Origin of the sequence: Synechococcus sp. A15-60 (genome assembly GCF_014280095.1) — a bacterium.
GTDB lineage: Bacteria > Cyanobacteriota > Cyanobacteriia > PCC-6307 > Cyanobiaceae > Synechococcus_C.
On record NZ_CP047933.1, the window covers coordinates 2,416,731 to 2,439,365 of the forward strand.

General features: G+C 48.2%; 20 protein-coding genes. 12 read left to right on the forward strand and 8 right to left on the reverse strand.

Going from position 1 to position 22,635, the window contains the following annotated elements:
• Positions 1–16 precede the first annotated feature (16 nt).
• Entirely contained in the window at positions 17–850 is an 834-nt protein-coding gene (gene mazG, locus SynA1560_RS13050) for a nucleoside triphosphate pyrophosphohydrolase (protein ID WP_255477151.1), read from the forward strand.
• Positions 851–916: 66 nt separating this feature from the next.
• Here the strand turns inward: mazG and SynA1560_RS13895 are convergent, their stop codons facing one another.
• The 3 genes from SynA1560_RS13895 to SynA1560_RS13060 all read right to left on the reverse strand — a co-directional run bounded on the left by SynA1560_RS13895 (position 917) and on the right by SynA1560_RS13060 (position 2,314).
• Positions 917–1,045, reverse strand: coding sequence for a hypothetical protein (locus tag SynA1560_RS13895; RefSeq protein WP_255476981.1), 129 nt, complete (start codon positions 1,043–1,045; stop codon positions 917–919).
• 126 nt (positions 1,046–1,171) lie between these two features.
• On the reverse strand, positions 1,172–1,606 hold the full coding sequence (gene arfB, locus SynA1560_RS13055; RefSeq protein ID WP_186469652.1) for an alternative ribosome rescue aminoacyl-tRNA hydrolase ArfB: 435 nt from the start codon (positions 1,604–1,606) through the stop codon (positions 1,172–1,174).
• Positions 1,607–1,627: 21 nt separating this feature from the next.
• Complete coding sequence (locus tag SynA1560_RS13060) at positions 1,628–2,314, reverse strand: hypothetical protein (protein WP_186500761.1); 687 nt, start codon at positions 2,312–2,314, stop codon at positions 1,628–1,630.
• Positions 2,315–2,436: 122 nt separating this feature from the next.
• Here SynA1560_RS13060 and speE point away from each other — a divergent pair, with 122 nt between their 5' ends.
• Both speE and speB read left to right on the forward strand, forming a co-directional pair.
• Complete coding sequence (speE, locus tag SynA1560_RS13065; RefSeq protein ID WP_186500762.1) at positions 2,437–3,300, forward strand: polyamine aminopropyltransferase; 864 nt, start codon at positions 2,437–2,439, stop codon at positions 3,298–3,300.
• Positions 3,297–4,163, forward strand: a complete 867-nt coding sequence (gene speB / locus SynA1560_RS13070; protein ID WP_186500763.1) for an agmatinase — start codon at positions 3,297–3,299, stop codon at positions 4,161–4,163. Before speE ends, speB begins: the two co-directional genes overlap by 4 nt.
• On the opposite strand, the gene SynA1560_RS13075 is transcribed toward speB, so the two are convergent.
• Both SynA1560_RS13075 and SynA1560_RS13080 read right to left on the reverse strand, forming a co-directional pair.
• Positions 4,157–4,537: a cyclic nucleotide-binding domain-containing protein gene (locus SynA1560_RS13075; protein ID WP_186469656.1), complete on the reverse strand. Its 381-nt coding sequence runs from the start codon at positions 4,535–4,537 to the stop codon at positions 4,157–4,159. The genes speB and SynA1560_RS13075 overlap by 7 nt on opposite strands.
• A 95-nt stretch (positions 4,538–4,632) precedes the next feature.
• Positions 4,633–4,842: a hypothetical protein gene (locus SynA1560_RS13080; RefSeq protein WP_186469657.1), complete on the reverse strand. Its 210-nt coding sequence runs from the start codon at positions 4,840–4,842 to the stop codon at positions 4,633–4,635.
• 196 nt (positions 4,843–5,038) lie between these two features.
• Between SynA1560_RS13080 and gcvT the strand changes: the two genes are divergently transcribed.
• Entirely contained in the window at positions 5,039–6,148 is a 1,110-nt protein-coding gene (gene gcvT / locus SynA1560_RS13085) for a glycine cleavage system aminomethyltransferase GcvT (RefSeq protein ID WP_186500764.1), read from the forward strand.
• Between the two features lie 19 nt (positions 6,149–6,167).
• On the opposite strand, the gene SynA1560_RS13090 is transcribed toward gcvT, so the two are convergent.
• Together SynA1560_RS13090 and SynA1560_RS13095 are read right to left on the reverse strand one after the other, a co-directional pair.
• Complete coding sequence (locus tag SynA1560_RS13090) at positions 6,168–8,288, reverse strand: PP2C family protein-serine/threonine phosphatase (protein WP_186500765.1); 2,121 nt, start codon at positions 8,286–8,288, stop codon at positions 6,168–6,170.
• Positions 8,289–8,373: 85 nt separating this feature from the next.
• Entirely contained in the window at positions 8,374–10,227 is a 1,854-nt protein-coding gene (locus SynA1560_RS13095) for an alpha-amylase family glycosyl hydrolase (RefSeq protein WP_186469660.1), read from the reverse strand.
• A 409-nt stretch (positions 10,228–10,636) separates the two neighbouring features.
• Here SynA1560_RS13095 and SynA1560_RS13100 point away from each other — a divergent pair, with 409 nt between their 5' ends.
• The 7 genes from SynA1560_RS13100 to SynA1560_RS13130 all read left to right on the forward strand — a co-directional run bounded on the left by SynA1560_RS13100 (position 10,637) and on the right by SynA1560_RS13130 (position 18,795).
• The gene (locus SynA1560_RS13100) at positions 10,637–11,233 is read left to right on the forward strand and encodes a DJ-1/PfpI family protein (protein ID WP_186500766.1); all 597 of its coding nucleotides are present in this window, start codon (positions 10,637–10,639) and stop codon (positions 11,231–11,233) included.
• Positions 11,234–11,272: 39 nt separating this feature from the next.
• Positions 11,273–13,102: an AGE family epimerase/isomerase gene (locus SynA1560_RS13105; protein WP_186500767.1), complete on the forward strand. Its 1,830-nt coding sequence runs from the start codon at positions 11,273–11,275 to the stop codon at positions 13,100–13,102.
• Between the two features lie 13 nt (positions 13,103–13,115).
• Complete coding sequence (locus tag SynA1560_RS13110; protein WP_186469663.1) at positions 13,116–13,442, forward strand: STAS domain-containing protein; 327 nt, start codon at positions 13,116–13,118, stop codon at positions 13,440–13,442.
• Positions 13,443–13,447: 5 nt separating this feature from the next.
• The gene (glgX, locus tag SynA1560_RS13115; protein WP_186500768.1) at positions 13,448–15,556 is read left to right on the forward strand and encodes a glycogen debranching protein GlgX; all 2,109 of its coding nucleotides are present in this window, start codon (positions 13,448–13,450) and stop codon (positions 15,554–15,556) included.
• 40 nt (positions 15,557–15,596) lie between these two features.
• A complete protein-coding gene (locus SynA1560_RS13120) occupies positions 15,597–15,923 on the forward strand; it encodes an STAS domain-containing protein (protein WP_186500769.1) in 327 nt (108 codons plus the stop codon).
• Between the two features lies 1 nt (position 15,924).
• A complete protein-coding gene (locus tag SynA1560_RS13125) occupies positions 15,925–16,395 on the forward strand; it encodes an ATP-binding protein (protein ID WP_186500770.1) in 471 nt (156 codons plus the stop codon).
• A gap of 294 nt (positions 16,396–16,689) precedes the next feature.
• Positions 16,690–18,795: a PP2C family protein-serine/threonine phosphatase gene (locus tag SynA1560_RS13130; protein ID WP_186500771.1), complete on the forward strand. Its 2,106-nt coding sequence runs from the start codon at positions 16,690–16,692 to the stop codon at positions 18,793–18,795.
• A 136-nt stretch (positions 18,796–18,931) separates the two neighbouring features.
• Here SynA1560_RS13130 and SynA1560_RS13135 read toward each other — a convergent pair whose 3' ends face one another.
• The gene (locus SynA1560_RS13135; RefSeq protein ID WP_186500772.1) at positions 18,932–20,557 is read right to left on the reverse strand and encodes a carbohydrate porin; all 1,626 of its coding nucleotides are present in this window, start codon (positions 20,555–20,557) and stop codon (positions 18,932–18,934) included.
• Between the two features lie 241 nt (positions 20,558–20,798).
• Here SynA1560_RS13135 and aspS point away from each other — a divergent pair, with 241 nt between their 5' ends.
• The gene (aspS, locus tag SynA1560_RS13140; RefSeq protein ID WP_186500773.1) at positions 20,799–22,634 is read left to right on the forward strand and encodes an aspartate--tRNA ligase; all 1,836 of its coding nucleotides are present in this window, start codon (positions 20,799–20,801) and stop codon (positions 22,632–22,634) included.
• Position 22,635: the final 1 nt, after the last annotated feature.

Below are 22,635 nucleotides of genomic sequence, written 5' to 3' on the forward strand. Positions count from 1 at the left end.
AACCTTTGGCTTCACCATGGCCCACGACGTGCCAGTCCCCGAACCCACGGATCCTCTACGCCGCCTTGAAGCCGTGGTGGCTCGCCTGCGCGATCCCAATGGTGGCTGCCCGTGGGACCTGGAACAGACCCATGCATCGTTGACGCCCTACGTGCTGGAGGAAGCCCACGAGGTAGCCGACGCCATCCGCCATGGCGATGACCAGCAGCTGCGGGAAGAACTGGGGGACCTGTTGCTGCAAGTGGTGCTGCATGCCCAGATCGCCACGGAACGCCAGGCCTTCAACCTGGATGCCGTCGCCGACGCCATCAGCGAGAAACTGATCCGTCGCCATCCCCATGTGTTTGCGGATGAAACAGCAGAAGACAGCGCAGCGGTTCGCGCCAGCTGGGAAGCGATCAAAGCGCAGGAGCGGGCCCAGAGCTCGGGGGTTACCAAGTCTGCAAGCCCACTGAGCGATCAACTCGGCAGCAAAGTTCGTGGTCAGCCCGCGTTGGCCGGCGCCATGACCATTTCCAAAAAAGCAGCCAAAGCCGGCTTCGAATGGGACGACATGGCCGGAGTGTGGGAGAAGGTGCACGAGGAGCTCGATGAACTCAAGGAGGCAGTCGCATCGGGAGACCGATCCCACGCCCAGGAGGAACTGGGGGATGTGTTGTTCACGCTTGTGAATGTGGCCCGGTGGTGCGAGATCGACCCTGAAGACGGATTGGCCGGCACCAACCACCGCTTTCTTGATCGCTTTTCCAGAGTGGAAGCCGCCCTGGGTGGAGACATTCAGGGCAAAAGCATTCGCGAGCTGGAAGCCCTCTGGCAACAGGCCAAAGCGGCAATCCGCGCAGAGTCCTGAACGCAAGCATCAAATCAGCGCAGATGCGGAGAGCACCGTGATCAGGAGATCACGCCAATCGCAGCATCACTCGTGGGAGACGATCGTGCCCTCAGTGGTGCCCCACAGGTGGCGCTTGACCTGATCGGCCTGACGGATGAATGCCCGCGCCTGCTCTCGCGATGTGCAACGACGAGCACCTTCCTCCAGACGCATCAGAGCAACAAGCTCTTCAGTTGGCGAATGCCAAGGCCTTGACGGGTTTTGCTTCATCACTCCACCTCCATGACACACTTGAATTAAACCTACCTTAACCAAAACTTCCACCCTTCTTAGTAATGGCTAATCGTCCAAAGAGGGGCGGCCCTGTCGACGTCGCTTGAGCTCGCTACGGCGACCTTTGGCATCCAGCCGTCGTTTCACAGCACCGCGTCCAGGACGGGTGGGTTTGCGTTTGGGCGGCGGTGATTTCAAGCCCTCCCTCAGCAGATCAGCCAGACGCGCCAAGGCCCGCTGGCGGTTCTGCCACTGCGAGCGTTCCTCCGCCGCGACCACCCGCAGACAGCCGCTCTGCAGACGCGTTGCCAGTTGTTCCCGCAACAGCCGTTGCCGAAACGGGCCAAGCGCCTTGGACTGCTCCAGATCGAAAAGCAGCTCAACGCGGGAGTCAGTGGTATTCACCCCCTGCCCGCCTGGACCAGAAGCCCGTGAGAACCGCCACTGCAGCTCAGCCGCAGGAATCACCAGCCGGTCATTGATGTGGAGATCTTGAACCATGACAACGCTCCGGCCGTTCTCCTAGCGGAAGAGATTCATGCCCAGCAGCTGCTGCTTGGCGTTGGGCGTCTGCAGATGCTCAGGAAGCCGCAGATCAATGGCATCCCAGATCGGCACCTCCAGATACGCAGCCAGGGTTCGGGCATCGTCACGAATGGCATGAAGCGAGCCGTGGTCCGTCACATTCAGCCGCCGGCCATCGCGACACACCAAATTGAGTTCAAAGCTGTCGTAAGAGCTTTTGTGGCCACGCACAAACTCCCGCAGCAACTGCAGGGCATGCACCTCCCGCAACGGCGTCGCGCGATCCCGCTGCACAAACACTCCCTTGGATTGATCGAAGCAAACCTGCTGACGACGGAGGTGCCAAAAGAACAATCCCCCCATCCCTGAAAACACCAGTGGCGCCAACGCCATCAGCGGAGCCTGAGCGACTGAGGGCGTGAACAACAGATGGCTGACGCTAACGACAACACCGAACAGCACGAGTGCGCCACATCCAAACGTCACCAGCGGCGTGACCACAAAAGTCAGCGTCGAAGCCATCAAGCCCTTACGCAGCTGCGCACGATGGGTGCAGACATTGGTGCCGCCGCGCACCAGCGGTGTCCAATCGACCTGCAAGGCCAAGGGATCGTCAAAGCAGGCAGGATCCAGCAGCTCCCGCTTGTCTGCGAACACCGACAAGGCCGATTGGATCCAGCCCATAGAAGCTCTGCAGGGATGGGTCCAGTCTGCTCCGAACAACAAACGCCGAACAGCAGCCGCCGATCAACAGAGCAGGTGAACCGACGCTGGTCTTAGCTGGAGGAGAACCCAAGCGTCCAGCCATGACCCAACCATCTCCAGCCGCGACAGGCTGGATTGATGAACCCCACCAGGGGGTGCGCTACGGCCTCGAGGGTCGCGTGCTGGTGGAAGAGCAGAGCGACTTCCAGCGCATCACCGTGATCGAAAGCACGCGCTACGGCAAAGGGCTGCTGCTCGACGGCTGCTGGATGACGGCTGAACGACAGGAACGCCACTACCACGAATCCCTGGTGCACCCGGCCCTCTGTGGTGCGGAAGGCATCGCCAAAGTGCTGGTGATCGGAGGTGGCGATGGCGGCACCGCACGCGAATGCCTGCGACACCCCGGTGTGCAACACCTCGACATGGTGGAGATCGACGGGCGAGTTGTGGCGCTCAGTCAGGAACATCTGAGCTCAATCGGCGGCGGCTGCTGGAACGACCCCCGCTTTCACCTCACCGTGGGCGACGGGATCGCCTGGGCAGCAGCCGCACCAGATGCCAGCTACGACGTGGTGATCGTGGACGGCTCTGACCCAACAGGCCCCGCCGAAGGCCTCTTCAACCGCACCTTCTTCCAGCACTGCCAACGCATTCTTAGACCGGGTGGTGTGTTTGCCACGCAGAGCGAATCACCGGAGGCCTTTCGGCACGTGCATATCGACCTGGTGCGACTGCTGCGGGAGGTGTTTGACCATGCCGATCCTCTCTATGGATGGGTTCCGATGTATCCCAGCGGTTGGTGGAGCTGGACCTTCGCTGCTCAGGGACAACCCCGCTACCGGCAAGCTGATCCCGCCCGTGTCGCAGCCATTGCAGCGGACTGCAAGATCTGGAGCCCCCGGTGGCAGTCGGGCGCCTTTGAAGCCATGCCCGTGTTCATGGAGCGGGAGCTGACGCCATGACGGACGAGCACAACAGCCTGTTTGACAAGGAGGGCGCCATCTTTATGGGAGCGCGGCGCGAACCAAAGAACTGCCAGGTCGGACTTTTTGGGGTGCCCTATGACGGCACCACATCATTCCGTCCTGGCACCCGCTTCGGGCCTGCCGCCGTGCGGGAGGTGAGCACAGGACTCGAGACCTATTGCCCGCAACTGGACCGTGACCTCGAAGCCATGGCCTACGCGGACCTGGGCGCTGTGGAGATTCCCTTTGGAGCACCGGAGCCAGTCGTGGACGCCGTGAGAAGGGCCACCGCCTTCATCCTCAGCCAGGGCCTCAAACCACTGATGCTGGGAGGGGAACACTCAATCACGTCCGGAGCCGTCGCTGCCGTTGCAACCCATCACGCCGATCTGGTGATGGTGCAGCTGGATGCCCATGCCGATCTGCGCGATGAATGGCTGGGGGCCCAGCACAGCCATGCCTGCGCCATGCGCCGCTGCCTGGAGGTGCTGCCCAGCCAAACGCTGCTGCAAATCGCCATTCGCAGTGGCACCAAGCAGGAGTTTTCAGAACTGACCTCCAGTGGGCGGTTCACCCCCTTCGAGCAGATCGCGCAACGACTCCATCCCCTCCGCGGCCAACCCCTCTATCTCACCGTGGATCTCGACTGGTTTGATCCAGCGGTGATGCCTGGAACGGGGACGCCCGAACCAGGGGGCTATCTCTGGCAGCACTTTGCGGAACTGGTCGATGAACTAAAACACCACAAGCTCGTTGGAGCGGATGTGGTGGAGCTGGCGCCTCAGCTCGACCCCAGCGGCATCAGCAGTGTGTTGGCGGCCAAGGTGACGCGAACCTTGCTGCTCCTGCTTGGTCAATAGAAATGTGTTGCATCCAGACGCTGCTCACGAAGACGACGGTGCTGAGTACTCAACAACGTCAGAACAAGCGTGGGATGCGAGTGGATCAGCTCAAGAAAACTCTTGCGGTCCAAACGCAACGCATGCACCGGTGTGATGGCCTTGGCAGTGCGGCTGTGACGCGCATTGTCCGCCACCAGATCCTCATAGAAAAACACCTCTCCGTCTTGATAGCGGAGGCGATCACGGCCATCAGAAGTCAACTCCACCAGGCCGCGCTGAATGGCGTACAGCGCATTCGCCGTCTCGCCGCGAGCAAACAGGATGCTTCCTGTGGGCAGCAACAGCTGATCCACGTTGCGATGTTCAGCGATCAGCTGGACAGCGGTCGGCATGGACGTCTGGGCCGGCAACGCGAGAAACCAAAGAACAACCTCATTGTTGCCAACGCGTCAACGCTCTGATGTGTTCAGAACAACGAGGTCAGGGGTTACAACAACCGGGCGGGTTCAGCCTGGGAATGAACAGATTCCACTGGATCGCCGAGATCCAACTGCCGGTCACCGCCAAGTAAGGCCTGATCGGTCGCTACCAGCGGAGGTAGCGCCGGTGAGCGGGGCATCCAGTGATGGCAAAAGAGAGCCCGTGCGAGCTCAGGGTGCACCTGCAAACGCCGCAGGCGACACCATCCGCCCGCCATCGCTGATGACGAGGCTACGCAGTGAAGGCAAGAGTGGCAGGAAGCCTGGGACAGAACTCTGATTTTGAGAGACTCTCAAGCTAAGAACGCCTGCCAACGCGGTCGAGACCAAAATCGCAATCTGCGGCTTTGCTTCCACTTCCAACAAAAAACTGAGAGACATTCATAGGATCCCGATCCAAGCAGACGTTCCGCCATGGGCAAACGAAAAACACCACTCCATGGCCGCTGCCTAGAAGCAGGCGCAAAAATGGTTGAGTTTGCTGGATGGGAAATGCCCATTCAGTTTGATGGGGTGCTACAAGAACACAAAGCAGTCCGACAGTCCTGCGGACTGTTTGACATCTCCCATATGGGTGTCATTACTTTGCGCGGTGAGCAAGCAAAAGAAGCCCTCCAAAATTTAGTCCCGTCAGACCTCTTCAGAATTGGGGCTGGCCAAGCCTGCTACACAGTACTAACCAATGAAAAGGGTGGAATCATCGACGATTTAATCGTTTACGACAACGGTTTCAACCAAGAGAACGTTCAAGAACTCCATCTTGTGATCAACGCAGCAACGGCCCAAAAAGATATTGAATGGATTACAGATCATTCAAGGAAATACAAAGCAGACGTAGTTGACAAGAAAGGAAATGGGGTTTTACTTGCACTTCAAGGCCCTGGGAGCGAACTAAAATTAGAAGCGGTCATAAAAAAGAACCTTAAAGAACTACCGTCATTTGGACATCAGACATTCATCACTGATCACTGTGGCGAGGTGATGATCAGCAGAACTGGATACACAGGTGAGGATGGATTTGAGTTGCTCATGGGAGAAGAAGAAGGAAAACATTTCTGGGATCTATGCCAGGCATCAGAAGTCCAACTTTGTGGACTAGCCGCTCGAGACATCCTGAGGCTAGAAGCAGGGATGCATCTTTATGGCAACGACATAACAGAAGAAACAACACCGTTCGAAGCAGGGTTAGGGTGGCTTGTTCACCTAGAAATGCCAAAAGACTTTATCGGTAGAAAATGCTTAGAAGAACAAGCAGAGGGGACGATCCAACAAAAACTTATCTGTATCAAAATGGACGAAAGGGCCATACCCCGCAGGGGCCATAACATCCAAGACAGTAACGGAAACGTGGTCGGGGAAGTCACAAGCGGAGGCTGGTCACCAACATTAGAAGCTGGAATCGCGTTTGCGTTCGTGAACCAACGAGAGAGCAAATGTGGAACCAGGTTGAGCGTAGACATTAGAGGTCAACAGATCCCCTGCAAGATTGTTAAACGACCATTTGTCAGAGGCCACAGGCTTTAAGAAAAGACAACCGCAAACCTTACGGACCAAGCCATTTCCAGACCATCACAGTAAGATCATCGAACTGCTCTTGTAGACCTTTGTATTGATCAACCGCACTGAGAATCGTACTCATAAGTGTGGATGCACTTTCGTCAGAGAAACGAATCAGTAATTGCTGAAGACGTTCACAACCCCAACCCTCCTCTGATGTTCCACGAGCATCAACAAGACCATCACTATAAATCACCAATGAGTCGCGGGGCTGAAGCTGTAAGGTGGACACAGAATATTGAGCAGAATCAAATAAACCAATCGCAGGACCACCCATTGAATCTAATTTAGACAGCTCAGATGTGCCAATTATCAGGGGTGGCTCATGACCTGCACTAATATATGAAACATATCCACTTGAAGTATTAATTGCCGCAATAAAGACTGTCGCAAACATCATTGATGAATTCTGGTTTAAAGCCATATATTGATTCGTTTGTTCAATCGCTAAACGAATACATTCAGAAGCAATCTGGTCAGCTTGAGGATCAGGAATACTGTTTAAAGTCTCATGATCGTCAAGACGAGATGAAAGATCAATCAACTTCGAACGAATTAAGCTTCGAAAAACAGACATGTACAAAGCCGAAGGGACTCCTTTATCACAAACATCAGCAACAACAATAAAAACATATTGACCAACTTTAACCATATCGTACCAATCAGCACCAATGGTTAATGCAGGACGTGAATACGCCTCGACTTCGTAAAGGGATGAATTGGGTAGATCAGTAAGCAAAAAGTCAGCCTGAATCGCCTTTGCCGTCTCAAGCTGCTTTTCTGTTACAGCAAAGGACGTCGCTTGCGCAAGAAAACGTTTCAGACGATTCGCCGCACTTTGAATATCATGAACAAGCCCTCCCATCTCATCATTACCTCCATCTGGCAACTCTAAATCAAAATCACCATCACTAATACGATGCAGAGCATTAGCAGCTAGCGATATGGGGGATGAAATTGCACATGCCATTGATCGTACAATAAAAACAGCCAACAAAATACTAATAACTCCTATTAACACGAACAGAAACCCCAGCTGACGTATAGTAGTCAAGGGACGATTTTCATTCAAAAGAAGAACAATTGACCAAGCAGAATCGACTTTATTCGTGAGCACAAAATATCGATCATCCGCGATATCAATCCTTCGATAAGATTTTGCACCTTCCATGGCACTGGAGATAACAGGATAAAGACTGGCATATTTTGAAAATTTTATATCGTCTATATTGGGAATTGAGTAAGAACTTGCTTTGTCACCAGGAAAAAGAAGTTGGCCGGTATTACTAACTAAAAACAATGCACTCTCCACACCGGAGGGATCATTGAGAAAATCATTCTGCTGAGTCTGGCCTGCCAACAACTCAAAACGTTGATCTGAAAACAATTCATCAAGACCAGTATCTTCAGCAAGTTTGTCAAGTGGAATACACATGACAAGAATACCTGCCAGATCAGTCCTGACAGGAACAGACAGAACAGATGTATGGTCAATAAGATCCTGGGCAGATGTAATGACAACTGAATTTTTTTGAACTGTGCCATACTTAAACACAGGCTTGGAAACGTTTAGGCATCCCTGATCTGTGGTTCGTGACAAAACACTCTGGTAAGTGGGATAGCCACGCAATGCAGCTTGAAAATAATAACGATTCAACTGATTCGCTTCAGCAGCAAGCTTTTGCTTTGATCTGATCGAAGCTGTATGAGCGAGCAATTCAGGTGCTTCTGAGCTTGCAGACCAGAAACGCCAAAACCGACCAGGCTCAGAAACGTTTAAACGATTAAAAATTTTCTGGATTTCATCGATATTGCCTTGACGAAGTGCAGGAGCCTGAGAAAGATAATTCAGCGAATAAGAAACGCCAATCCCCCATTCACGCAAACCATAAGAAATCAACTCTGCTTCAGCCTGGAGTCGACGCTCAACTGATTTATAAACTCTGGAAAAAACAACCTGGTTTAAAACAACAAAGCCAATTCCTAACGTGGGAACAAGAGCAATCGCAATTCCTAAAGTCAGCTGATCACGAACGGACAAAACGTGAAGCCGAGCAAAGAGACGATCAAGGAATCGAATAGATTTTTCTGACTGGGACTTTGTCATCCTCAGATTTTAAGAGGTGAACAAAAAGCACGCAATAGTTCCGTGTCATTATCACAGCATGAAAACAGAATGAAACGGCTCATCATTAACGATTCGACCAAAGTGCATCAAACTTCTGTCGACCTGATTCTGCAAGCAAAAAGCGCCTTGGAAGAATGCCCTCATATCTAGGCTGTGAGTATTCACTGATCACGACAAATTTAAATTGAATTTGCCGACCAACACTCTCATCAAATGCAACTTCACAGATCCAAGTATTTAGATTGACATATTCCATCCCATAAGCCTGATTAAGATCCCAATTGCCAAGTTCAAAACAATCGCCCAACAAAACGACAGATTGACCGGGTGACGTCTCCAGTCCATTAAGTTGAAATGTGACGACAAGGGTGCCAGCCACCCGTTCACCAGTCGAACTTAAAAGAAAAGCACCAGAACTAGGCACATTGAGATGAAGCTGCCCATCCACATCAAAGAATTCTTGATTAGTTAATGCACAACACAAAGACTTGGTGTGAAGAGATCCTGGCAAATCCAACGTTAGTGAGGTTTGGGGACCATTGTTCAAGACGCAGATCGCAAAAGAGTCTCGATAGGAGCGGAGAAAAGCGTAAATATTTTCTGAGACATAAAGCTGACGGTGTGACCCAAAAGTAAGGGCTTGGTTACCTCGTCGTGTCGTAATAAGTTTTTCAAGCAACGTGAAGCATGAACACGTCAGGTCCCAGGTTTCCATCATTGGTCTGTTGTATGGATCACCACCACCATCGGTTTGATTCACAAGATATTGCTCTGTGCCATAAAAAACGCAAGGAACACCTCGAAGGCAAAAAAGCAGTATCAATGCCTGATCCAATGCTTGTTGAGAATCACAGATAGATAGAAATCGCGGCATATCATGGTTATCGATAAAGGTCACAAGCTCATTCGCCCTGTGATAAACATGGTCATACGCCAAAACAGATTCAACTAAGTGGAAACCACCCGGCTCTTGTCCAGAAAACGCAAATCGAATTGCATCGCATAGACCAAAATCGAGAATAGACATCCCCGATTGGTTTGCATAATCAACAGTTCGCTGCTCCCAGGGCTTACCGAACCCGTATTCACCAAACATGAACAATTCTGGCTTATGAGCTTTCATATCAGCTGTAAATTCCTGCCAGAACCAAATTGGCATGTGTTTGATTGTGTCAATCCGCAAAGCATCAACTCCAACATCCAACCAATCAATAATTGCTGATTTTATATATTTCCGATAGCCAGGATTGCGCTCATTAAAAGTTGCAAGACCACACATTTCACCGTTAATTAATTGAAACTCATCCTCCCAATCGGTTATCTCAGCATTGTGATGGTAAAAGCCATGAACATCATCGTTAAAATCACACAGAAGTTTGCCATCATCAAACACCACTCCTTTTGATCCGTTCAAATCAGGAGAGCTATGATTGCAAACAACATCTAAAATGAGCTTGATATCATTAGCATGGAGTGAATCAACGAGTTGGCGCAATGTAGGGGAAGAATTAAGGCTATTAGGCTCATTGGTCGGCAAGAATCTTGGGTTAATACGCTTAAAGTCTTTTGTCCAGTAACCGTGCATTGGTGCACGATCATATTGCATATCATCAACCTGTTCAAACAAAGGGGAAAGCCACACTGCCGTAATGCCAAGCTGTTTAAGATACGGTATTTTTTCAATGATTCCCTGCAGATTACCACCCCAATACTTACCCCATTGGGTCCAAGTTTTGTCGTATAAACCTTGCTTAGAACCCCGATCCCAAACTCCTTGTCTCTCTTCTTCATCGCTCAATGCATCATAAAATCGATCAACAATGAGAAAGTAAATTACTTCCTCGCGAAATTCACGCTCTGTGATTGACCAACCGCGGGTCAACGGATCAGACTCAAGTGTTAAAAGATTAGGATTCATATCTACCGAGAATCAGTCGTGCAGTGGACAAAAATAAAAAGAAATCACAGATACAGGGCGATTCAAATCATGATGATGATGATGAAGGCCAAATTCATAGGTACAACGCCAAAGGAGATGAGAAGCAGGAAATCATCAGGACTAGTCAGACATCGGATGTGGGATGACAAACGAAAAAAGCGTAGCCCCCATAAAATTGCAGATGGTTTGATAGCTGCATAGTTACCAAAGCCATAGACATAAAACCAAAGACGGATGGATCTTGCTCTACTTTTTTTTAGATTCAAACAATCGAAACAACAACTTTGTATCGAAAAGAACACAGAAAGCAAGCACGATCATATCTATTAATTTTTCTTGCAATCAAGCGCGCGGGTAATGCCGTGGCTATGTTGACTCAGGATTGGTCATGCGGAGTATCAAATTGACCCAAAAGATTTTGGTGCTAATTGAAGAGCATTATGATGAAACTGAATACAATGTCTTCAATGACTTTTTCCCAAGCAACGGCATAGACGTTGAATATGCATCCTACCTATGGGGCAATGATTGCTTAACCTTCGAAGGGAACGACAAAACGAGCAAGGTTACGGTCAGCAAGTGCGTTAGTCAAACAAATTTGAACGATTACCAAGGCTTGATACTCATTGGCGGATACGCCATGGATCGACTCCGTTATGAAGAAACTTGCAGTGAAGTGAGTCAAGCGCCGGCTGTCGTTCTACTGCGCAAGGCTGTCGCTTTGATGGATCAAGGGTCCATCGCGATTGGAACAATTTGCCATTCACTATGGCTGTTTTGTGCTGATCCAAACCTGATCCAAGGAAGAGAGGTGACATGCGCACACAACATTATTTGCGATGTTGAAAATGCAGGTGCAAAAGTCATCAAGCAGTCTGGTGTCAACGTTGAACTTCATCAACAAGGTTTGCTCGTTACTGGAAAACATCCTGGATGCGTTGATGTCTTTGTTAGCGCATTTAAAAATGCACTCAACAAACTTTAATTTTAGTCAAGACGTCCAAACCTACTATCAACCAAAACCATGAACAACCTTACTTTCACATTCTCAGATCTAATCTCTGGATACGTAACCTCATACAACGAGGCCGAAAAGCTTATTGGTATCAAAACTTCTGACGGGAGAGAATTTGAAGCAAAACTAACAGGCAATACGTATGCCAAACTGAGCCAAAATCTTGGAGAAGACTGGCCAGACCGATCAGGTGAACTTCATAAGCTCTTAGTTCCAGGGCAGATGATCTTCGTCTATGGAACGTTTTTCCCGGAAAACAAAGTCAAGTTTGAAGTCAATTACATTGTATTCGCTGGTGATGGAAAAGATCAATACCGCTACGCTGATGAACCAGGCTGGTGGATCAAACAAATTGACCAAATTGCTTCGTCTTATTGTGAGTGGCAATTCAATGCTCCAACACAAGATATTGACTACAACAATTACCGAACAATCATTAACCTGACAGGGGGGAAAGAGCAGGAAGACTATCTCCAAGAAACTGACACAATTTCTAGGATGGTCTATGGAATGGCATGCGCGTACATGCTAACGGGTAAGGATTTATATCTAGATGCTGCTGAAAAGGGAACCGAATATTTACGGGATAAAATGCGATTCACAGATACTGATACAGGCTTGATTTACTGGTACCACGGTCAAAAAGTTGGCAGTGGTGGAGAAGAGCAAAAGCTATTAGTGTCAGAGTTCGGCGATGATTATGATTGCATTCCCGCCTATGAACAAATTTATGCATTAGCTGGCCCTGTTCAAACCTATCGAATCACAGGAGATCCTCAAATTCTCCATGACGCTGAAAAAACGGTGGATTTGTTCGACGAATGTTTTAAAGATAACGAAAAAGGGGGATATTACTCACATATTCATGCTGTGACCCTTAACGCGCATGAAGCAAGCCTTGGACGTAACCAAGCGAAAAAGAACTGGAATTCCGTAGGAGATCACGCTCCAGCCTACCTCATTAATCTTTGGCTCGCGACAGGAGAAGAACGATATAGGACAATGTTGGAGGACACATTCGATACAATTACAAGCCACTTTCCAGATTATGAGGAAAGCCCCTTTGTACAAGAAAAATTCTTTGACGATTGGAGTAAAGATCAAACTTGGGGGTGGCAACAAAATCGAGCCGTCGTGGGACACAATCTCAAAATCGCCTGGAATTTGATGAGATTTTATGCTGAGATGGGAAAAGACAAATACATCGATATCGCAAAAAAAATTGCTTCACTAATGCCTAAAGTGGGATACGACAGCCAAAGATTTGGATGGTATGACGTTGTCGAACGGGTGCTTGGAAAAGACGAAAAATATCATCGATATGCATGGCATGACCGGAAAGCATGGTGGCAGCAAGAACAGGGAATCCTTGCTTACTTGATTCTTCAAGGACATATGCCAGACAATCAGGAATACAAAAAATATGCAGAAGAGTCAGCGGCTTTCTACAACGCCTTTTTCTTGGACAATAACGATGGTGGCGTCTATTTTAATGTTCTTGCGAATGGTGTGCCCTATCTAGTTGGCACAGAAAGATACAAAGGTAGCCATTCAATGAGTGCTTATCACTCCACTGAGCTTTGCTTCCTTTCAACAATATATATCGATCTCATGATTAAGAAACGACCTCTTAATCTCTATTTCAAGCCAATGCCTAATGGGTTCAAAGACAGACTACTTAGAGTCGCACCTGACATTCTTCCCAAAGACTCTCTCTATATCAGCAAATGCGAAATTGATGGTAAAGAGCATTCTGATTACGATTCAAAAACAATGACCGTTCGGCTTCCAGAAGCTGATCAGCGACTGAAGGTCAAAGTCACAATTGAGACAAAGTAAGGAGCCTGCAAACATGGACGTTCAAAGCAGCACATTTAAAAACTGGCAAGTGATCAAAGTCAGTGGTCAGATCGATTCAAAGACTGTGATCAAGCTTCGAGATTTTATCGATTCAGAGCTAAAGCCAGATCAACCTGTGGCTCTCGAGCTCACAGATGTTCCATTCATGTCGAGTGCCGGCTTACGCACGCTGTTAACACTGCAAAGGAAAACGAAGGAACTGAACATCTCACTGGCCCTCATCGGACTTGGAGATGGAATAGCAGACACAATGAAAGTGACGGGCTTCTATCAGTTTTTCACGATCTATGAGTCACTTGAGGCGATCCCGGGGGTCTGACAGAAATGAATTATGAAAGAATTGACAATTTACCAACAGACACGCTGGAGGGATATCGGACAAGACCAGGCAAACCATTGCCATTCGGCGTTTCCCATGTTCCCGGTGGTCTAAATTTCTCGATCTATACCTCTGCGGGAACAGCCTGTTCACTAGTACTTTTTAGTCGAGAAAACAACACATGTCTAGCTGAAATTAAAATCCCCGATCACTATCGAATAGGAGATGTTTATGCCATCGTAGTCTATGGTCTTGATGATGAAGACATCGAATACGGATTTAAAGTAGATGGACCAAATGCGCCAGAACTTGGCTATCGATTTAATTCAAAAAATATCCTGATGGATCCATATGCAAAAGTTGTTTCGGGCAGGGATGTGTGGGGAGAAGAGCCAGATTGGAGCAATCCATACCAATATCGATCGCGAGTTGCATTTGATGATTTTGATTGGGAAGGTGATCATCCACTTGAGATAGATGATGCAGATCTTGTGATCTACGAACTGCACGTACGATCCTTCACGAAGAGTGAAACTTCAAATAATAAATTTAAGGGTACTTATGCAGGCATTGTGGAAAAGATTCCCTATCTCAAATCACTTGGGATCAATGCTGTTGAATTAATGCCCGTTTTTGAGTTTGACGAATTTGAAAACTCAAGAATTCATCCAGATACTGGTGAAAGACTCTACAACTATTGGGGCTATAGCACAGTAGGATTCTTTGCTCCTAAAGCAGGACTGGCAGAGTCAGGACGCTTTGGAATGCAGGTTGATGAATTCAAACAACTAGTGAAACAACTACATCAAGCGGGTATTGAAGTCATTCTTGACGTAGTTTTTAACCATACAGCTGAGGGTAACGAACGCGGGCCAACAATTTCGTTTAAAGGGTTAGACAACAAAATATACTATATGCTAACTCCTGAAGGATATTACTTTAATTTCAGCGGAACTGGAAATACCCTAAACTGCAATAACCCAGTAGTTAGAAATTTAGTTCTTGATTGCCTAAGGTATTGGACATCTGAATACCACATTGACGGATTTAGGTTTGACTTGGCAAGTATTTTGGGTCGTGATCCGTGGGGTGCACCCTTAAGTAACCCGCCACTCCTAGAATCACTTGCCTTTGATCCGATTCTGTCATCGTGCAAATTAATTGCTGAAGCCTGGGATGCTGGTGGCTTATATCAAGTCGGAACATTCCCTGCTTTTGGCCGCTGGTCTGAGTGGAATGGAAAATACAGAGACACCTTGAGACGATATCTAAAAGGAGATGACGGCCAACTTGGTGAAATGGCACAAAGAGTTCAAGGATCTCCTGATCTCTATCAATGGAATGGTCGATCACCAGCAACATCCATTAATTTTATTACCTGCCATGATGGATTTACATTGGCAGACTTGGTTTCATTCAATGGAAAACATAACGAAGCGAACGGCGAAAATAATCAAGATGGAGGCAATGACAACTACAGCTGGAACTGTGGTGTAGAAGGTTGGAGTGACGACAGCAATATCATCTCGCTACGCAGAAAACAATGCATGAATGCTCTTAGCATGCTGATGACAAGTAGAGGAACACCTATGTTGCTCATGGGTGATGAATTTGGACGATCTCAACAAGGAAACAACAATGCTTACTGTATTGATTCGCCACTCACATGGGTTGACTGGAATTTACTTGAAAGCAATAGCATGCTCTTTGAATTTACTCAACATTTAATTCGTTTTAGACATAATCATCCATGCTTACGCATCAACGACTTTGCACATCAGGGAAGCAAGTATTTCCCGAGCTGCAGCTTCCATGGCACATCGCCTTGGCAGGTCAATTGGTCAAATGAAACAAAACAACTTGCATGGCTTATGAGCTGTGAGCAATCCGAGAATGGTGACATTGATACCGTTTATGTTGCCACTAACACTGCTCACTATGCAACATGGTTTGATTTGCCATCATTGCCCAACGACTATGAATGGCAGCTCAATTTCAATACAGGTGATAGTCAGACTCCCGTTACTCAGGGATCTTCATCATTCACAGATCAAGGTATTTTAGTGGGTGAAAGGTCTGTCGTTATCTTTTCTGCGTCTCGCTCCGAGACGTAATCACCAACCAACTCATCCAACACGTTCAGGTTGATCCAACATGACACTTGCAATTGGCGTCACAAAAGCAGAGGATTGCGTCACCATGACACTGAGTGGTGAAGTGGACACAAAAACAGCCCCAGATCTTTTACAAGAACTTACCGGACTTGATTTAAATGCTCTCAGCCAATTACGCCTTAAGCTTGCGGAGGTTGGCTTCATGAGCAGTGCAGGACTCAGAGCTCTTGTTTTTGCAAAACAAAAAATGCCTCATAGTTCTAGCCTATATATCATTGGAGCCTCAGAAGTCATTCAAGATACCATCACAAAAACTGGGCTGGCCCAAGCAGTCGTCATGGTAGACAACGAGGGTGAAATTGAATGATATGAGCAATACGATAAGAGAGCAAAGTCTCGAAAAATATGAAGCGCCAGCCTCAATGGAATTCTGGGACAACTTTACCAATTTTGCAAGTGAACAAATTAATGATTTACTTGTGGATGAATCCCGTGCGTATAAGTTGAGGCTTGCCTATGAAGAATTAATCTCCAATATCATTCGATATGCAAATGATGGCAAGCAACAGAACAGTGAGGGCACCAAACTAGAGGTATCACTTGTTCTAAAAACTATTGATGCAGAGCGATGGCTTATTTTACAAACAAAAGATACGGGCACTCAATTCAATCCACACTTCTATCACCGATCGCCCGTTGATACAGATCAGCCAGTTGCTGAGAGACAAATTGGCGGTCTTGGACTGTTCCTGATTGAACAATCAGTCGACAAAGCAACATACGACTGGATCGACAACAAGAATATTTACCAACTAAAAATGTGCTGCTCCGCACATTAAAATAACAAAGCAGTAACGGTTAAGATGCCGACAAAACGATGGGCGTTCTTAATTAAAGGAAGAATCTTAAATCTTTCACAAGGCGTGTTAAAAGCCAGTGATCTATATAAACGCTTGCGAATTCAATATAGATCCCGAATGGTGATTATCTTCAAAAATAAATACTGACCTCCACAAAACCGTTTCAGACCATCTTGCAAAAGGTCCTAGATCGAAACGATGACGATTTTTGTGTGAGCAAACTAATATTTCAGCAACAAGTCAAACAAGCCTGAAGAGCAGTTTGTTACTAAGATGAAAATAAAGCCACGGGAAATGCTCTTTAAATCTGCCCCGTCCGTGCGCCAAAAGTATTGGCTTGTCATTGTGGCAGCCTGTCTAGGTGCACTTGCCAATTTGCATCCCTATGAGCTCTACGTCAATACGAGTTTGACGCTTGGCATGAGCATCGCTCTCTTCACGCTCTTCGTAGCAAGAGGCTGGTGGGGATTTGCTGTTGCAATCCCTGCAGGTTTCATGAACATGGATTATCTGGGTCGCTATTACTCATTTATAATTTACATGATTGAAATGCTATCTCTTACCTATTTCATTAACAGTCGTTCTGGAAATCGTCTTTTAGAAAAAGGGCACATTATTATTGTTGGGTTCCTATTTTGGTTATTGATCGGTGCACCACTCCATTACCTTGCGCATTACTTTCTAGTCGGCCTGACTCATATTGAAGCTTTTACGCTAGCAGAAAAGACCCTATTGAATGGAGTTGTCAACATATTGATCGCATTCATTGCTTATTCAGCTCTCGCCTTATTGCAGAATAAACGAGAGATGGAACGAGCGGCTGTCTCAATTCAAGCCTTAACGCTATCGACTGTTTACAGCCTGATTGTCTTTATTTCACTGTTTACGGCTTCTACGCTTTTCAAAAATGTAAACACAATGCAAGCTAAGAATCTTTCAGTATTTTTTCGCGATCAAGCTGCATACATTTTTGATACTTTAAGTCTAAGCAGCTCAGAGGAAGAGCAAAAGAAAATTATTGACTATATGGAGTCACAAAATGTGTTTTTCAGATGGGAGAATCTAAAATCTCCTAGTGAGGTTGTATCAACAGATAATCAAGATATCAATAAGGTCATCGAATCCTATCAACCGTCATCAGCTCGAACACCACTCTCACGTCTAGCTGCTGAACTGGCGGAGCCCCCGAACAGGATCAGATTATTAATGCCTCCGAGCATCGATAAAAAACGTTTGCTGAAAAAAATTGAGATGAGTTATTGGAGAGTACGACTCTTTAACGATGAAGAATCCGTAACTATCATTCAACGCGCTCTACCAAGTTTTAACGCTCTGATCGGCTTTTACCGAAGCATGTTAAATACTTTGATCATATGCCTGATGATCGGAATCATCATCAGTGTCCTCATATCATTAATAATCCACAAAGAATTCGTTTCTGTTTTAAAAACTAAACGGACAATTGCTGATTCCAAAGCCCAAAAAGACGACATTGATGAAGACGAAGACATCTACTTACAGTTATCCCCAATATGTGAAGTTCGAGAACTTGCAGATAAGGTCAATGAAAGAACATCGATCATCGAAGCTAGTAAAAAGAAGATTGAAGAGCTAAACAATATTGCACAACAGCAATTAAGCACGGCAGGCGAAATCCAACAATGCTTTCTTGGCAAGCGAGACGAGTTTTCTGAAAAACCAGATGTCAGTCTATTCATGCGCCCTGCATACAATGCAGGCGGAGATTGGTATGATATTTTTGAGGTGAATTCTAAAACCTATCTTGTTGTCGCAGATGTTTGCGACAAAGGTGTAGGTGCAGCATTATTTATGTCTGTGTTTCGGAGCCTCATTCGATATTCTGCAGAATCACTCTGCGCACAGAATCCTGAAACAAATGAACCCCTCGATGAAGTCATTGAAAGTGTCAATAATTACATGAGTACGAAACATGCAGATACAACTATGTTTGCCACTGTCTTTTTAGCATGCATAAATAGAGATCTTCAACAACTAGATTATATCCTGGCAGGGCACGAACATCCGATTCTACTTAGTTCGAAAGGAGAGAGCACCGAGTTTGAATTTTCAGGGCCGGCAATTGGCTTGTTCCCTGATGCAACGTATTCCATTGGAAGCATCAAATATGATCGTGGTTCAATCTTGGTGGGCTACTCCGACGGGGTTGTCGATGCTCGGAATACTAATAATGTTTCCTACGGTCATGAACGGCTGATGGAACTTATTTTAGACCTCAAAAAGAATGACCCTGATCTAAAAGCCAAAACCATTACAGATACCCTGATCAAAGAACTGGATGAGCATATTGGAGAAGCAGAACAATTTGACGACATTACTGTTGTAGCAGCAATCCTCTAAGCCTGTTGGTGAATGAATGGTCGTTAGCCACGTCTTCACCATGATGCGAAAAGAGTAGAGACTGACGGGAAATGTCATTCTTTTCCTTGATACAAACTACGATTAACCTTCACTTATATTAAAGTAATTCCAGTGACTAGAAAAAGAGCCAAACCTGAAATCCTGCAACGACGGCAGGCGAAACACCAGGATCGCCACCTGGATTAACAATAAACTGAATGTTAGGCATCAGTTTAAGACTTTGATTGAGATTAAAGCTATAATTTAGTTCAGTTGCCCATTCAGTTCCAGGAGCATATGTCTCTGGAACTAAGCCAGGCAAGAAATAATCACTGTTAAATGAAGCATAGCTAGTTCCAATGCTAAATGTATCAAAAGGTCGTTTAGGTAACAAACCCTCTATCACCAACCCAGCCTGTCCGCCTGAGTAAAACTTTTGCACATCAGGATTGAAACCCAAACCACCACTCAGAAAAATTCGATGATCCAAACCCAAAGAAAACCCTGGGATCCTCAAACTAAAGATCCCATAGGCACCGTTATTTGTAGAGTCGGCAGACTCTGAGTCTCCCACAGTTTGAAATGATCCGGACCCAAGCCATCCACCTAAAGTGATCGTCCCAGGAGGCAAGTTAGATTGGTAGATTGCATTCGCCTGGTCCCAAGAAGAAGCTTTTGAAATATGATTTTGCTGACTAACTTGTACAGGTATTTGCGCCTTGGTCAAAATCGGGACGCGCAGCTCTGCGAAATGCGCCACTCCGTTTCCCTGATTAAATCTAAAATCCAGACCATGATATTTAGGTGCGAATGTATCCGGTGCGATCTGGTAGATGCCATATCTTAAGTTAACATTGTTTGAATCGCCAAAAGCCACAACCGCGCCATAGCTATTAAAAGGATTGCCAGGTATATCAATCATTGAAGGAACCCCTTCTGCCCAACCACAAAGACCAAAATTAGAAAAATAACATTGAATCGGATTAACAGTAAAATCTTGGGCCTGCATTAATTTTCCTAATTTCACCATCGAAATTAACTCACCTTCGGATTTATATTCTAAATTTAAATAATTGAGGCGCGCTATTGGACCATTCCCGAAATTCCACTGCGTATTCAGTTGATTTGGTATCGATGAGGAAAGAATCTGTCCAGCGCGCTGCGTAAAAAGGGCATTGATAGCAATCTTCGATTGAAATGATTGATGAGCTTGCTGTTCAGGCGACGTTGAGTCCCGCTGCCAAGAAAAACCATTTCTCACCGCCTCTAGAGGCATCAAACGAAAGCCCAAATTAAAAAGATTTGACGAAGTCGGTTGAACCGGTGGGGAAGAAAACGACGCATTATTTTGGCTCAAAATCGAAGCATTAAGTTCAAACCACTCCGGCATTGATAATGCTTGATTTAAATTCCATCCCTCCTGCAATGAAATGGTCGGAAGTGCTTCAGCCGTATTGAGGTTATTTCTCTGTTGAGCGACATATTCAAGACGGAGATCACTGGCCTTCTTTTTAAGGCTTTTATGAGTATTGCTTTTTTCCGCTTGGAATTCTCTTGCAACCTGAACAGGTGGCTCGCGACCAGCATGGTCTTGTTGATCCCTCGTTTCAACAATTTCAGAACGAGCAGACTGCACTGTTGAAACAGTTCCCGCTGCCCCCAACACAACAAGACAAGCCACCAACCGACCTCGAAAATTGCTGGAAAGCTTCGTATCCTGTAAGCCGAAGGGAAACAAATCATTCTCCGGAGATTGCAGCAATTTTAAGCCGTTTATTGATCAAAAGGAAGGCTCAATTAAGCAAGTTCAAACTCTCTAATAGGAACGTTATTGATGTTTCAGGGTCGATCCCGGATCGGTCTCGGCACGTCCTTCTCCATGGGGCACCCAAATAAAGGGAAACCGTCCTGAGATGAACCACTCGACTGCTCAGCGACCAGCGCACTCCATCAAGCAGCCAGCAAGGTGGGACAATCGCCAACTAACTTCATCTGTTTTCACCATGCGCAGCAACGGTTGCGGCGACCTGCGAGAGCAGACCATCGACAAGCAGGTGCAACTGTGCGGCTGGGTGGATCGACGCCGCGATCACGGTGGGGTGATCTTCATTGACCTCAGAGACCGCAGCGGCACGGTGCAGATCACCGTTGACCCGGATCTGGGAGCCGAAGCGTTCGCTGTCGCCGAACATCTCCGCAGCGAAACCGTGTTGCAGGTTGAGGGAATAGTTCGAGCCCGCCCCGCTGAATCCCTCAACGACAAGCTCGCGACAGGCGCTGTGGAGGTGCTGGCCAGTGGCATCACTGTGCTGAACAGCGTCAAGGGCAACCTGCCGTTCCCCGTGTCGGTGCACGACGAGGAAAACACCCGCGAAGAGCTGCGTCTGCGTCACCGCTATCTGGATCTGCGCCGCAAGCGCATGAACGACAACCTGCGCCTGCGGGCCCAGACCATCCAGGCCGCTAGACGCTTTCTTGAGGACGAAGGTTTCATCGAGGTGGAGACGCCGGTGCTGACCCGCTCCACTCCTGAGGGCGCCCGTGACTACGTGCTGCCCAGCCGGGTCTGCGGCGGCGACTGGTTTGCTCTGCCCCAGTCCCCCCAGTTGTTCAAGCAGCTGCTGATGGTGGGCGGCATCGAGCGCTACTACCAGGTGGCCCGCTGTTTCCGCGACGAAGACCTGCGCGCCGACCGACAGCCGGAATTCACCCAGCTGGACATCGAGATGAGCTTTATGGATCAGGAGCAGATCCTGGAGCTGAACGAATCGCTGATCTGCGCGATCTGGAAAGCCGTGAAGGGCATCGAACTGCCGCGGCCCTTCCCCCGCATGACCTGGCATGACGCCATGGATCGCTACGGCACCGACAGACCCGACACCCGCTACGGCATGGAGCTCACCAACGTGAGTGACATCGTCAAAGACATGGGCTTCAAGGTGTTCAGCGGCGCCGTGAAATCCGGCGGCGCCGTGAAATGCATTGCGGTGCCCGGCGGCAACGATGCCCTCTCCAATGTGCGCATCAAACCCGGCGGCGATGTTTTCAGCGAAGCCCAGAAAGCCGGTGCCGGTGGCCTGGCTTTCATTCGCGTGCGTGACGGTGGCGAAATCGACACGATCGGCGCCATCAAGGACAATCTCAGCGATGAGCAGAAGCAGGAGCTGCTCAGCCGCACTGGCGCAGAACCCGGCACCCTGCTGCTCTTCGGCGCCGGCGACACCGACACGGTGAACAAGGCCCTCGATCGCATACGCCAGTACTTGGCCAAGGAGCTGGGCATGGTCAAAGCCGACCAAGACAACGATCAGTGGAATTTCCTCTGGGTGGTGGACTTCCCGATGTTCGAGTTCAACAACGACGAGAACCGTTATGAGGCCCTGCACCACCCCTTCTGTGCCCCCAACGACGAGGATCTCGGCAACGATGCATCGCAATGGGCCGACACCCTGCCCGGGGCTCGGGCCCTGGCTTACGACCTGGTGCTGAATGGCCTTGAGCTCGGCGGTGGCTCCCTGCGCATCCATGACTCCGCCCTACAGCGTCAGGTTTTGCAGACCGTTGGTCTGCCCCTCGAGGAGGCCCAAGAACAGTTCGGCTTCCTGATGGACGCATTGGATGTAGGCGCACCTCCCCACGGCGGCTTGGCCTTCGGTGTGGACCGCATGGTGATGCTGCTGGCGGGAGAGGAATCAATCCGCGACACCATTGCCTTCCCCAAGACCCAACAGGCGCGCTGCTTGATGACCAATGCCCCGGGGGGCGTGGCCGACAAGCAGCTGGAAGAGCTGCATGTGGCCAGCACCTGGGTGGATCCAAGCGAAGAAAAGCAGGACTAGA